The sequence below is a fragment of the Sulfitobacter sp. HI0027 genome, assembly GCF_001634775.1.
Taxonomy (GTDB): domain Bacteria; phylum Pseudomonadota; class Alphaproteobacteria; order Rhodobacterales; family Rhodobacteraceae; genus Sulfitobacter.
This window is the reverse complement of sequence record NZ_LWER01000219.1, coordinates 14952-27739: the sequence shown is the minus strand read 5'-3', so window position 1 is coordinate 27739 and position 12788 is coordinate 14952. Positions and strand designations below refer to the sequence as shown.

Sequence of the window (12788 nt, the reverse complement as noted above, 5' to 3'; positions counted from 1 at the left end):
GGGGATGTTGCGTGTGAACTCTGACTTGGCAATGGTGGTCGGCATCGTTCTGGCGGTGCTGTCGATCCCTTCGATCCTCTCTGCGGTGACCGACCGTCGGTCGCCGCGCGCTTCGGCCATCACGATCTTGATTGCTGCCGGGCTGATCGTCTTTGCTCTGCAGAAAAATCCGGGGCGCTATTCCTTCGAGACGCTGCCGGATGTCTTCGTTTCCGTGGCGGCGGACCTGTTGCCTTAGGCGCGTCTATAGCGCTGCTCAAAACCTCTTGCATCCTTGCCCGGGCGCGCCTATACGGCGCATCTTAGCCTGCACGACCGGCCTCAAGTGGCATGCCGAGTCGTGTTTATACCGAACTCAAAAGACGGAGACGGAAATGCCCAAGATGAAGACGAAATCGAGCGCCAAAAAGCGCTTTAAGGTCTCGGCGACTGGTAAGGTCATCGGCAGCCAAGCTGGCAAACAGCACGGTATGATCAAGCGGACCAACAAGTTCATCCGTAACGCACGCGGCACGACAGCACTGTCCGAGCCCGATGCAAAGATCATCAAGGGCTTCATGCCCTACGCCCGCTGATATAGGAGTACCGAGATGTCCCGAGTTAAAGGTGGTACAGTCACCCACGCGCGTCACAAGAAGATCATCAAAGCCGCAAAAGGCTATTATGGTCGGCGCAAGAACGTCTTTAAGGTCGCCACACAGGCGGTCGACAAGGCCAACCAATATGCAACCCGTGACCGCAAGAATCGCAAGCGCAACTTCCGCGCTTTGTGGATCCAGCGGATCAACGCCGCCGTGCGCAGCCACGACGAAGCGCTGACATACAGCCGCTTCATCAATGGTCTGTCGCTGGCCGGTATCGAAGTGGACCGTAAGGTTCTGGCCGATCTGGCCGTGCATGAGCCCGAAGCCTTTGGCGCGATCGTCAAACAGGCGCAGGACGCACTGGCAGCCTAAGCTGACGTTGTTTTGAATGTGCGAAAGCCCCGCCTGATGGCGGGGCTTTTTGCGTTTGGGGTTCTGCGTTTGGGGCTGGCGCACGGGCCTTGCCATAATCTTGCCCCGATAATCCCTTGCCACGGCCTTGCCTGCTCCTCACCCCCATGGACAATCTGCCCCAACGACAGGTCACTGTGCAGCCTATCTGCACCGGTGCCGCAGTAATTATCGTTGTTGGTCGGCAGGTTATTTAAAAAAGGTGGGGACGTTTATGCCCGGAATTGTAATCAACAGGTTGGACGAAGACCCCCATGAAACGGTCCACGGCATCCGCGACGATACCAGTTCGCGCGGTGTCGATTTGGATGGGGCGCGGATCACGCTGACCTATGCGGATGGCACGACCGAGACGCTGACGTGGCACGCGACAGACCCCTATACGAATGGCGCGGCGGTTGGCGAGAACACGCAGATGTCCTTTGGCTATGACTGGCACCATCTGGAAACGACCAAACCTCTGGCCACTATGGAGATCGACCTCCAGCCCGCCAGTTCGGTTTTCGATACCACCACAGCCCCGGATGACGATCCGAACGGCGGCTCTACCCCCACGTCGCTAGAGGGGTTTCCCTTCCGGGTGAATGCAGATTCGCGGGATTTGGCCGGTGATCTTGAGGTGACCTACGCTGGCATCGTCAATCTGGCGGGTAGCCCGCCTGCGGGGGATCTTTTCACCACCATGACCGTTGATTTCTCCGCTCTGCCCAAGGGTGGGCTTGTGGGAAGTCTGGATTGGAAGACCGACATCGACACGATGCGCGAGGAGGGGGATCTCGTCTCGACCGGTGTGGCCTGTTTCACGCGCGGCACCTTGATCACCACCGATAAGGGCGATCTGCCGGTCGAAACCTTGGCCCCCGGCGCGCGCGTGCTGACCCAAGGCAGTGGCTATCAAGAGCTTGTCGCCGCACTGCGCCGCTCTGTCGGGGCGTCGGAACTGGCGAGGAACCCTAAGCTGTATCCCATTCGGATCTCTGCTGGGGCATTGGGCGCGGGCCTGCCCAAACGCGATCTCATGGTCTCGCGGCAGCACCGCATGGTTGCGCGCTCGGGAATCGTGAAGCGGGTTTGCGGGGCCATGGCGGTGCTCGTCGCCGCCATCCGGCTGACCGAACTGCCGGGGGTGCATATCGACGATCGTGTGGCGCAGGTGGAATATTTCCACCTGATCTTCAAGCAGCACGAGGTCGTCTATGCCGAGGGCGCGCCGAGCGAGAGCTTCCTGCTGACCGCCGAGACGATCGGCGCCCTAAGTCATGCGCAGCGCGAAGAATTGGCCACACTCTTTCCCACCTTGGTCGCGGGCGACGGTTTTGGCGCATCCGCGCATCCGATCCCACCCGGGGCGGTGCAAAAACGGCTGATCGAAAAGCACAAGAAGAACGGGCGCGCGTTGCTATCGGTCTAACGTGTCGGGGTCATAGGGGTTCAGGCTGGCGGAGGGCAGGCTGATGCCGTCCTGCGCGGCCCGATGGGCGATCGCCTCTTCGCTGCGGCCCAGTTGTACGGCGATCACGGAGGGCGCTGTGCCCTCTGCCGCCAGAATGCGAAGCTGCTCAAGGTCTGCGGCGCTCCATGGGGCGCCGGTGCTGCGGTCATAATCTGCCATGTCGGAGGCTCCTTTCAGAGGTAAAACACGCCGCGACCACCGGCGGTTCCTCCGGGCGGGGAAGGGGGCGCGGCTGCGCCCCCTCATGCCGTTACTTCAACAGTGCCAGCATCTCTTTCGCCGCTTCTTCGGAAGAGGCGGGGTTCTGGCCGGTGACCAACTTGCCATCGACCAGCACATAAGACGCCCAATCGTCGCCCTTGCTGTAGTCGCCGCCGTTTTTCTTCAGCATGTCTTCGACCAAGAAGGGCACCACATCGGTGAGGCCAACGCCCTCTTCCTCGGTGTTGGTGAAGCCGGTGACGCGCTTGCCAGAGACCAGCGGCTTGCCGTCGGCTTGGGTGTCCTTGAACACCGCAGGCGCGTGGCAAACGGCGCCAACGGGGCGGTCGGAGGCCCAGAAGGTCTCGATCAGGCGCTTGCTGTCGGCGTCATTGGCCAGATCCCACAGCGGGCCGTGGCCACCGGGGTAGAAGATCGCGTCGAAACCGTCCGCATCCACATCGCCCAACACTTTGGTTGAGCTAAGGGCTTTCTGTGCCGCTTCGTCGTCTTTGAAGCGGCGGGTGGCATCAGTCTGCGCGTTGTCGCTGTCGCTGTTGGGATCAAGCGGCGGCTGGCCACCTTTGGGCGAGGCGAGGGTCACATCAGCGCCCGCGTCTTTGAAGACGTAGTAGGGCGCAGCGAATTCTTCGAGCCAGAAGCCGGTCTTGTTGCCGGTGTCGCCCAGTTCGTCATGCGATGTCAGAACCATCAGGATTTTCATAGGTCTCTCCTTTCGGGGGAGGTTGGGCGCGCCGCTGCCATGAGGGCGCGCCGGAGGGATGCGGCCTAACGCTTGGCAGAGGTGGTGGTTCCCCCATGCCGCTACAACCCCTACGGCTTGCATTCGAGGGGCGAGAGGGCTAGCAGGACGGGGTATTATTCCAAGGGCCTGTCATGGACGATCTGAAGCAAAAGTACCTGAGCCAAATCGCCGATGCCGGTGACGAATCCGCATTGGAAGACATCCGGCTGGCTGCCGTCGGCAAGAAGGGCGAGGTCGCGCTGAAAATGCGCGAGCTGGGCAAGATGACCCCCGAAGAGCGGCAGGTCGCGGGGCCGAAGCTCAACGCGCTGAAGGATGAGATCAACTCGGCGCTCGCCGCCAAGAAGGCCGCTTTGGGCGATGCAGCGCTGGACGAGCGCCTGCGCAGCGAATGGCTCGACGTGACCCTGCCGACGCGGCACCAGCGTCAGGGCAGCATTCACCCGGTCAGCCAAGTCACCGAAGAGCTGACCGCGATCTTTGCCGAGATGGGCTTTTCCGTCGCCGAAGGCCCGCGCATCGACACCGATTGGTACAACTTCGACGCGCTGAACATCCCCGGCCACCATCCCGCCCGGGCTGAGATGGACACGTTTTACATGGCCCGTGCCGAGGGCGACGACCGCGCCCCCCACGTGCTGCGCACCCACACCTCGCCGGTGCAGATCCGCACGATGGAGGCCGAAGGCGCGCCCCTGCGCATCATCTGCCCCGGCGGTGTCTACCGCGCGGATTACGACCAGACCCACACACCGATGTTCCATCAGGTCGAAGGTCTGGCGATTGACAAGGATATATCGATGGCGAACCTCAAGTGGACGCTTGAGGAGTTTTTCGCCGCGTTTTTCGAGATCGACGGCATCAAGACCCGCTTCCGCGCGTCGCACTTCCCCTTCACCGAGCCTTCGGCTGAGGTCGACATCCAGTGTTCCTGGGTCGACGGTCAGTTGCGTATTGGCGAGGGTGATGGCTGGTTGGAAGTGCTGGGCTCCGGCATGGTGCACCCCAAGGTGTTGCAGGCGGGCGGGATCGACCCAAACGAATGGCAGGGCTTTGCCTTTGGCATGGGGATCGACAGGATCGCGATGCTGAAATACGGGATTCCGGACCTGCGGGCGTTCTTTGATTCAGACCTGCGCTGGCTGCGGCATTATGGGTTTGCGAGCTTGGATCAGCCGAATTTGCATGGTGGGTTGTCGCGTTAAGCTACGCGTTCAGCGCGACGCGGTCGCTATAGAAACCTCAGAAACTGCGTAACGCATCGCAACACAGGTCTAGAATGAAACTTTTTCGTCACGAAAACCGCGAGAATAGCGCTGGCTCCCGCGCGCTTTATGCCAAGTTCGAGATGGCCTACACCTTTGTGGATTTCTGCGCAGCGATCTGCTTTGTCGTAGGTTCGGCGCTGTTTTTCTTCGAGAGCACGCAGACCAGCGCGACGTGGCTCTTTTTGATTGGTTCGATCTTCTTTGCCGCCAAGCCGTGCCTGCGGGTGATCCGCGAAATCAAACTTTATCGGATGGGCGACATGGCCGATCTGGCCAAACGATACGAGAATTAGGGAACGATTATGAAATTCACCCTCTCCTGGCTCAAGGACCATCTCGACACCACGGCGTCGATTGATGAGATCACCTATGCCCTCACGGACCTCGGCCTCGAGGTCGAAGGCGTCGAGAACCCGGCGGCGAAGCTGGCCGACTTTACCCTCGGCTATGTGCAATCCGCCGAAAAACACCCCGATGCCGACCGGCTGAACGTCTGTCAGGTGGAAACCGACGAAGGCGTCATGCAGATCATCTGCGGCGCGCCGAATGCGCGGGCGGGGATCACCGTCGTCGTGGCCAAGCCGGGCGTCTATGTGCCGGGGATCGACACGACCATCGGCGTCGGCAAAATTCGCGGCGTCGAGAGCTTTGGCATGATGGCCTCCGAGCGCGAGATGGAGTTGAGCGAAGAGCACGACGGCATCATCGAGCTGCCCTCGGGCGAGCCCGGCGACCGTTTCATCGACTGGCTGGCCGAGAATGACCCCGCGAAAGTCGACCCGGTGATCGAGATCGCCATCACGCCCAACCGCCCCGATGCGCTCGGCGTGCGCGGCATTGCACGCGACCTTGCAGCGCGGGGCTTGGGCAAGCTGAAGCCGCGTGATTGCGATGCGGTGGCGGGCAGCTTTGCCTCGCCGATTAGCGTAAGCATCGACGATGATACGCTGGACGGCTGTCCGGTGTTCTATGGTCGCGTGATCAAGGGCGTGAAGAACGGCCCAAGCCCCGCGTGGTTGCAGGATTGTCTGCGCGCGATTGGGCTGCGTCCGATCTCTTTCCTTGTCGACGTGACCAACTTCTTCACCTTCGACCGCAACCGCCCGCTGCACGTCTTTGACGCGGATAAGGTCAAAGGCAACCTGCGCGTCCACCGCGCCAAGGGCGGCGAAGAGATCGTGGCGCTGGATGAAAAGACCTATACCCTGCAAGCGGGGCAGATGGTCATCTCCGACGATAGCGGCGTGGAAAGCATCGCGGGCATCATGGGCGGTGAGGCCACAGGCGTGACCGAAGACACGGTGAACGTCCTTGTCGAAAGCGCCTATTGGGACCCGGTGCAGATCGCCTATGCGGGCCGCGCGCTCAAGATCAACTCGGATGCGCGCTACCGTTTCGAGCGCGGCATTGATCCGGCGTGGACGCCTTATGGCATCGAACACGCCACGCGGATGATCCTTGATCACGCGGGCGGTGAGGCGTCTGAGGTTGTGGTTGCAGGGCAAGTGCCTGACACCCGCCGCGCCTACAAGCTGGACGCGGCCAAAGTGCAGTCGCTGGTCGGTATGACGATCCCCGAGAGCGATCAGCGCCAGACACTGACCGCGCTTGGCTTCCAGCTCGACGGTGACATGGCGCAGGTGCCAAGCTGGCGGCCCGATGTGCAGGGCGAGGCCGATCTGGTGGAGGAGGTCGCGCGGATTGCGTCGCTCACCAAGCTCGAAGGCAAGCCGCTGCCGCGTCTGACAACGGGCGTGCCGCGCCCCGTGCTCTCGCCCATGCAGCGGCGCGTCGTGACCGCACGGCGCACGGCGGCGGCGCTTGGGTACAACGAATGCGTGTCTTACAGCTTCATCGACCAAGCCTCTGCCGCGCTGTTCGGCGGCGGTACGGATGAGACACGGCTGGAAAACCCGATCTCGTCGGATATGAGCCACATGCGCCCCGATCTGCTGCCCGGTCTGTTGCAGGCCGCGGCCCGTAATCAGGCGCGCGGTTTTGCCGACATGGCACTGTTTGAGGTCGGCCCCGCGTTCTCGGGCGGTGAGCCGGGCGAAGAGCAGATCATGGTCAGCGGCCTGTTGGTGGGCCGCACCGGTCCGCGCGACGTGCATGGCGCGGCGCGGGCGGTGGATGTCTATGACGTCAAAGCCGATGCCGAAGCTGTGCTGGCGGCCATCGGCGCGCCCGCCAAGGTGCAGGTCCTGCGCGGCGCGGACGCATGGTGGCATCCGGGCCGTCACGGCAAGGTCTGCCTTGGCCCGAAAAAAGTGCTCGGCATCTTTGGCGAAGTGCACCCGCGCGTGCTCGCCGCGATGGACGTCAAAGGCCCCGCGATGGCCTTCACCATTTATCCCGCCGAAGTGCCGCTGCCGCGCAAATCCGGTGCCACGCGCCCGGCACTACAAATCAGTGACCTGCAAGCGGTCGAGCGTGACTTTGCCTTTGTCGTCGATACGGATGTCGAGGCGCTGACGCTGGTGAATGCGGCCAAGGGGGCCGACAAGAACCTGATCGAAGACGTGCGCGTTTTTGACGAGTTCATCGGCGGCAGCCTTGGCGAGGGCAAGAAATCCCTCGCGATCACTGTGCGGTTGCAGCCCAGCGACAAGACGCTGAAGGATGCAGACATCGAAGCCGTGGGTGCTAAGGTTGTCGAGAAAGTGACCAAAGCCACGGGCGGCGTGCTGCGCGGCTGAACGAAAGGACGAGCGATGAAAGTCTATCTCTCCGGTGAAATCCACACCGATTGGCGCGAACAGATCATCGAAGGGGCGCGCAGCCTTGAGGTGACCTTCATCGCGCCGGTCACCGACCACGCCGCCAGCGACGATTGCGGCGTGGCGATCCTTGGGGAAGAGGCCGACAAGTTCTGGCATGACCGCAAGGGCGCGCAGATCAACGCGATTCGCACCCGTAAGGCGATTGCCGAAGCGGATGTGGTCGTGGTGCGCTTTGGCGAACAATACAAGCAGTGGAACGCGGCCTTTGACGCGGGCTATGCCGCCGCTTTGGGCAAATCGCTGATCATTTTCTGCACGGCCCCGACCATGCCCATGCGCTGAAGGAAGTCGATGCCGCGGCGCTGGCCGTGGCCTCCGAACCTGCTCAGGTGGTCGAGATTCTGCGCTATGTCCTCACCGGTACCCTGCCGGGGTGACGCGGCAGCGGGGCTAGCCGCCTTAAAATTTAACATCTATCAAGGGCTTAAGTGCGAATCGATTCGGCAGCGTAGTGGACGCCGCTGCCTTACGGGCTAAACCTTCACTAGCTGGAGGTTCATCAGCCTTGATCTGCCCCCCGAAAGGCAGGCCAAATCCGACCCCCGCTGTCGCGCCAAAGTTGCGTGGCGGGTGAACTTTGGAAGGAGAAGGTCCATTTTAGCCGACACGCCCGCAGAGCAGGACGCGCGTCTTGAGACGCTCTATTCCTATGATATTCTTGATACCGAAGCCGAAGCGGATTTCGACGATATCGTCGAGCTTGCGTCCAAGATCTGCGAAACGCCCGTCTCTCTGATCAGTCTGGTTGATGAAAAGCGCCAATGGTTCAAGGCCCGTGTGGGGTTCGAGCCGCAGGAGACCGGCTTGGATCAATCGGTCTGTTCTCACGCGATCCTTGATGGGGGTTATACCGAGATTTCGGATATGGGGGCCGATCCGCGCACCGCGGACAATCCACTCTATGTCGGCGACCCGCGGGTGAAATTCTATGCCGGGGCGAACCTGGTCGCGCCGAACGGCCAGCCGATCGGCACGCTTTGCGTGCTGGATATCAAGCCGCGCACCCTGAACGATTTCCAACGCCAAGCGCTGCAAACCCTGTCGCGTCACGTGATGATGCAGTTGGAACTGCGCAAGAAGATCCGCATTGAGGCCGCCCTACGTGCTGAGATGGACCACCGCGTGAAAAACTCGTTCCAGACCATCGCGTCACTGCTGCGGATGGCGACGCGCAAGGTGCAGGACCCCGATGCGAAGGATGTGCTCGCCCTTGTCGAACGGCGTTTCGGAGCGGTGGCATCGCTGCACAGCGAATTGATGGGGCAGGGCGGCAAAGGCAAGGTGCAAACCTCTTCCTACCTTGAGCAGTTGAACAAACTTCTCGCCGCCAGTGCGCCGGATCACGTCACCATCTTTTGCGAGGCCGAGTCGGGCGAGTTGCAGGCCGTGCAAGCCTCCGCGCTTGGCATGATCGTGAGTGAGTTCGTGGCCAATTCGATCAAACACGCCTTTGCTGGGGACCGGGCAGGAGAGATCAGGATCTCTCTGCGTCGGCAGGAGGGGGGCGAGAGCTGGCTTTTGGAGTGCCGGGACAATGGTCGCGGGCATGACGGAGCCGTGTCGGGGGCCGATAGCACCGGCCTCGGGCGAATGTTGATGGCGACGGCGGCTGAACAGCTAAGCGGGCGGCTGAGCACCGATTTCAGTGCCAATGGCGCGGCTTTGCGGGTCTGTTTTCGGCAATAGGCGTGCCCGGGGCTGCAATTCGGGCGGTTCAACTGAAAACTTTATTGACCCCACTGTGCCGCAGTCCCCACTATCGGGTATGACGGCGGGGGTATCAGCACGACGTGGAATAGGGACAGTACTGTGATTCAAGAATTCAAGGATTTCATCGCCAAAGGGAATGTCATGGACATGGCCGTTGGTATCATCGTCGGGGCGGCATTTACGGCGATCGTGTCGTCGCTGGTGGCCGACCTGATCAACCCGATTGTCGGGCTTTTCACCGGTGGGGTGGATTTCACCAACAACTACGCGGTGCTGTCGGGCGATGTGCCCGCAAATGCCTCGCTAGAGCAGGCCCGAGAGGCGGGCGCGTCGGTTTTTGCTTACGGCTCGTTCCTGATGGCCGTGATCAACTTTTTCATCATCGCCTTCGTCGTCTTCGTCTTGGTGAAGATGGTGAACCGCGTGAAATCGGCTGCGGAAAAGCCTGATGAGGTGGCGCCAGAGGTCAAGACCGGTCCGTCGCAGCTTGATGTATTGTTGGAAATTCGGGATGCCTTGAAGACGCGCTAAGCGCCGTTAGCGAGAGAGAAAGGCCCGCCAGATTGGCGGGCCTTTCGTGTCTCACGGGTGGTGTTTAGCCCGCGATGGCTTGATCCGCGGTGATGCTGTCGATCCCAAGCGCGTCGCCCACGGCGGCATAAGTCAGCTTGCCCGCGTGCACGTTGAGCCCGGCTTTGAGGTGGGGGTCATCCGCGCAGGCCTGTTTCCAGCCCTTATCGGCCAGTGCCAGCATGAAAGGCATGGTGGCATTGCCAAGCGCGATGGTCGAGGTGCGCGCCACGGCGCCGGGCATGTTGGCCACGCAGTAGTGCATGATGCCGTCGACCTCATAGACCGGGTCTTGGTGCGTGGTCGCTTTGGAGGTCTCAAAGCAGCCGCCTTGGTCAATGGCCACGTCGACCAGCGCCGCGCCGGGTTTGAGTTCGGACAGCTGTGCGCGGCTGATCAGCTTGGGCGCTGCGGCACCGGGGATCAGCACCGCGCCGATGATCATATCGGCCTGACGCGCCAGTTCGATGGTGTTGCCCGCGCTGGCATAGGCGGTTTTGAAGGTGCCGCCATAGATGTCATCGAGGTAGCGCATCCGGGGGAGCGACCGATCAAGCACAGTCACATCCGCACCCATACCGGCAGCGATCCGGGCGGCATGGGTGCCGACAACGCCACCGCCGATGACCATAACTTTCGCCGGGCCGACGCCGGGCACGCCGCCCATCAGAACGCCCCGGCCGCCATTGGCCTTTTGCAGTGTCCAAGCACCGACCTGCGGTGCCAGACGCCCCGCGACTTCGGACATCGGTGCCAAGAGGGGCAGCCCGCCATTCCGGTCGCTCACGGTTTCATAGGCAATCGCGGTACAGCCCGAGGCCAGCAGATCATGCGTCTGATCCGGGTCGGGGGCGAGGTGCAGATAGGTAAAGAGCAATTGCCCTTCGCGCAGCATCTTGCGTTCGCCCGCCTGTGGCTCCTTCACCTTGACGATCATGTCGGCGCTGGCAAAGATTTCCTCAGCCGTGTCGATAATGGTGGCACCTGCGGCGGTGTAATCCGCATCTTCAAAGCCCGCGCCGACGCCCGCCCCTGCCTGCACGATGACCTCATGCCCGTGGGCGATGGCTTCTTGTGCGGCATTGGGCGTCAGGCCGACGCGGAATTCCTGCGGTTTGATTTCTGTCGGGCATCCGATTTTCATGGGGGTCACTCCTCCTCCGTAGTGGGACAGGATTATCATATCTGCCTTGCATATCGCTGCGAATTTGGGGTCGCCAAGCTGGGCGGTAATCGAATATCATTGCGTAGAAATGGAATTTGACGCGAAAGTATTGCGCATATGGCCTTGGATGAGATTGATCGGCGTGTTCTGCGCGCTTTGCAGCGCAATGGGCGGATGTCCAATGCCGAATTGTCGGACGTGGTGCATCTGTCGCCTTCGGCCTGTCATCGCCGTGTACAGCGGTTGGAGAAGGAAGGGTATATCCGTGATTATGTGGCCCTGCTGGACCCGCGTAAGCTGGACATGCCGACGACGGTGTTTGTCGAGATCACTCTGCAAGCGCAAGCTGAAGAGGTGTTGGAGGCCTTCGAAAAATCCGTTTCGCGCATTCCCGATGTCTTGGAATGTCACCTGATGGCGGGGACGGCGGATTATCTGCTGAAGATCGTGGCGGAGAACACCGAGGATTTCGCGCGGATCCATCGCCAGCATTTGGCGCGGTTGCCGGGGGTGGCGCAGATGCAGTCGAGTTTTGCGTTGCGGACGGTGTGCAAGACGACGGCGCTGCCGGTGTAGTTGGTTCCACACGATCTGCGCCGCCGCGCCACCAGCCCGGAATCAAGGCCGAAGGCCGCCGGGCAGCGCCAGACCGCCCGGACGGGCTGGCGCTTTTGCTGAGGTCGTGCCGTCCTGAGGTATTTCCCAAGCGCAGCTACCATAAACTGCCTAATTGGGGGATTTCGAGCGCCACCCCGCGGTCTGGCGTTGCCCGGCTCCGCTGCGCTCCCCCACAAAACAAAACCCCCGCTGCCAAGGGCACCGGGGGTTCTATATCTGTTGCGTGTCGCGGGAATGATTTACATCATACCTTCGCGTTGCGCTTTTTTCCGTGCCAGTTTACGGGCACGACGGATCGCTTCAGCTTTCTCGCGCGCTTTTTTCTCGGACGGTTTCTCGAAATGTTGCTTGAGCTTCATTTCACGGAAAACGCCTTCGCGCTGTAGCTTTTTCTTCAGAGCCCGAAGGGCCTGATCGACGTTGTTGTCGCGAACACTAACCTGCATGTGGTTGTCACCACCTTTCTAGGATAAAGTTGCAAGGAATTGCAGGAAATGGGCCTATAACAGCCTATATCCCCTTTGTCCACCCCATCACGCCCCGATAGGAGCCCGCCATGACCCCGCCCAAGGCCGACCCAAAGGACCAACTGCTTGATGCCGCATTGATGCATGTGCCGTTTGACGGCTGGTCGCCCGCGACGTTCAATGCCGCGATCAAGGACAGCGGTCTGGACCCGGCGCTGGCGCGCGCGGTTTGCCCCCGAGGGGCGGTCGATCTGGCCGTGGCCTATCACCGACGCGGCGATGCGAAGATGTTGGAAGGTTTGGCGCAGGCCGATCTGTCGGAACTCCGGTTCAGGGACCGTATCGCCAAGGGCGTGCGCCTGCGCCTTGAGGCCGGGGATCGTGAGGCGATCCGGCGGGGCAGCACGCTTTTCGCCCTGCCGCATCACGCGCCCGAAGGGGCAGGCCTGATCTGGGAGACCAGCGATAAAATCTGGACTGCACTCGGCGATACATCGGATGATGTTAACTGGTACAGCAAACGCGCCACGCTGTCTGGGGTTTATTCTGCCACGCTGCTCTATTGGCTGGGGGATGCCAGCGAGGGGCATCAGGCGACGTGGTCTTTCTTGGACCGGCGGATCGACGATGTGATGCAGATCGAAAAACTCAAAGCCCAAGTGCGCGAAAGCCCGACGCTCAGCCGACTGATGGCCGGGCCGAACTGGCTTTTGAGCCACATCAAAGCGCCGCGAGGGCAGCAGGACCCTGATCTGCCGGGCCGCTGGACGCCGCCGAGCTGACGCAACCTGC

The 12788-nt window shown here is 61.5% G+C and carries 15 protein-coding genes and 1 pseudogene; 12 read left to right on the top strand and 4 right to left on the bottom strand.

Annotated elements, in window-relative coordinates:
• Window positions 1-13: 13 nt before the first annotated feature.
• From A3722_RS14020 to A3722_RS14005, 4 genes are all read left to right on the top strand, one after another.
• Window positions 14-238, top strand: a complete 225-nt coding sequence (locus A3722_RS14020; RefSeq protein WP_067624919.1) for a hypothetical protein — start codon at window positions 14-16, stop codon at window positions 236-238.
• Window positions 239-374: 136 nt separating this feature from the next.
• Window positions 375-575, top strand: coding sequence for a 50S ribosomal protein L35 (gene rpmI / locus A3722_RS14015; protein WP_067624805.1), 201 nt, complete (start codon window positions 375-377; stop codon window positions 573-575).
• 15 nt (window positions 576-590) lie between these two features.
• Window positions 591-956: a 50S ribosomal protein L20 gene (gene rplT / locus A3722_RS14010; protein ID WP_007118124.1), complete on the top strand. Its 366-nt coding sequence runs from the start codon at window positions 591-593 to the stop codon at window positions 954-956.
• Between the two features lie 253 nt (window positions 957-1209).
• Entirely contained in the window at window positions 1210-2406 is a 1197-nt protein-coding gene (locus A3722_RS14005; RefSeq protein WP_067624808.1) for a Hint domain-containing protein, read from the top strand.
• Here A3722_RS14005 and A3722_RS14000 read toward each other — a convergent pair.
• Together A3722_RS14000 and A3722_RS13995 are read right to left on the bottom strand one after the other, a co-directional pair.
• Window positions 2395-2607, bottom strand: coding sequence for a hypothetical protein (locus A3722_RS14000; RefSeq protein WP_067624811.1), 213 nt, complete (start codon window positions 2605-2607; stop codon window positions 2395-2397). The two genes, A3722_RS14005 and A3722_RS14000, sit on opposite strands and share 12 nt — an antisense overlap.
• Before the next feature lie 91 nt (window positions 2608-2698).
• Window positions 2699-3373, bottom strand: a complete 675-nt coding sequence (locus A3722_RS13995) for a type 1 glutamine amidotransferase domain-containing protein (protein WP_067624814.1) — start codon at window positions 3371-3373, stop codon at window positions 2699-2701.
• A 173-nt stretch (window positions 3374-3546) separates the two neighbouring features.
• On the opposite strand from A3722_RS13995, the gene pheS reads away from it, so the two are divergent.
• The 6 genes and pseudogenes from pheS to mscL all read left to right on the top strand — a co-directional run bounded on the left by pheS (window position 3547) and on the right by mscL (window position 9707).
• Window positions 3547-4620: a phenylalanine--tRNA ligase subunit alpha gene (gene pheS / locus A3722_RS13990; RefSeq protein ID WP_067624817.1), complete on the top strand. Its 1074-nt coding sequence runs from the start codon at window positions 3547-3549 to the stop codon at window positions 4618-4620.
• Window positions 4621-4694: 74 nt separating this feature from the next.
• Window positions 4695-4976, top strand: a complete 282-nt coding sequence (locus tag A3722_RS13985; RefSeq protein WP_067624820.1) for a YrhK family protein — start codon at window positions 4695-4697, stop codon at window positions 4974-4976.
• A gap of 9 nt (window positions 4977-4985) precedes the next feature.
• Complete coding sequence (gene pheT, locus A3722_RS13980) at window positions 4986-7382, top strand: phenylalanine--tRNA ligase subunit beta (RefSeq protein WP_067624823.1); 2397 nt, start codon at window positions 4986-4988, stop codon at window positions 7380-7382.
• A gap of 15 nt (window positions 7383-7397) precedes the next feature.
• Window positions 7398-7843 (top strand): annotated as a pseudogene (locus A3722_RS13975) (YtoQ family protein).
• Between the two features lie 193 nt (window positions 7844-8036).
• Window positions 8037-9152: a histidine kinase dimerization/phosphoacceptor domain -containing protein gene (locus A3722_RS13970; protein WP_082849492.1), complete on the top strand. Its 1116-nt coding sequence runs from the start codon at window positions 8037-8039 to the stop codon at window positions 9150-9152.
• Between the two features lie 123 nt (window positions 9153-9275).
• Window positions 9276-9707: a large conductance mechanosensitive channel protein MscL gene (gene mscL, locus A3722_RS13965; protein WP_067624825.1), complete on the top strand. Its 432-nt coding sequence runs from the start codon at window positions 9276-9278 to the stop codon at window positions 9705-9707.
• A gap of 64 nt (window positions 9708-9771) precedes the next feature.
• Here the strand turns inward: mscL and ald are convergent, their stop codons facing one another.
• Window positions 9772-10890 carry an alanine dehydrogenase gene (ald, locus tag A3722_RS13960; RefSeq protein ID WP_067624828.1) on the bottom strand — a complete coding sequence of 373 codons (1119 nt, stop codon included), beginning with the start codon at window positions 10888-10890 and terminating at the stop codon, window positions 9772-9774.
• Window positions 10891-11028: 138 nt separating this feature from the next.
• Between ald and A3722_RS13955 the strand changes: the two genes are divergently transcribed.
• On the top strand, window positions 11029-11487 hold the full coding sequence (locus A3722_RS13955) for an Lrp/AsnC family transcriptional regulator (RefSeq protein ID WP_067624832.1): 459 nt from the start codon (window positions 11029-11031) through the stop codon (window positions 11485-11487).
• A 281-nt stretch (window positions 11488-11768) separates the two neighbouring features.
• On the opposite strand, the gene rpsU is transcribed toward A3722_RS13955, so the two are convergent.
• The gene (gene rpsU, locus A3722_RS13950) at window positions 11769-11975 is read right to left on the bottom strand and encodes a 30S ribosomal protein S21 (RefSeq protein ID WP_007118112.1); all 207 of its coding nucleotides are present in this window, start codon (window positions 11973-11975) and stop codon (window positions 11769-11771) included.
• 110 nt (window positions 11976-12085) lie between these two features.
• Here rpsU and A3722_RS13945 point away from each other — a divergent pair, with 110 nt between their 5' ends.
• Complete coding sequence (locus A3722_RS13945) at window positions 12086-12778, top strand: COQ9 family protein (RefSeq protein WP_067624835.1); 693 nt, start codon at window positions 12086-12088, stop codon at window positions 12776-12778.
• Window positions 12779-12788 lie beyond the last annotated feature (10 nt).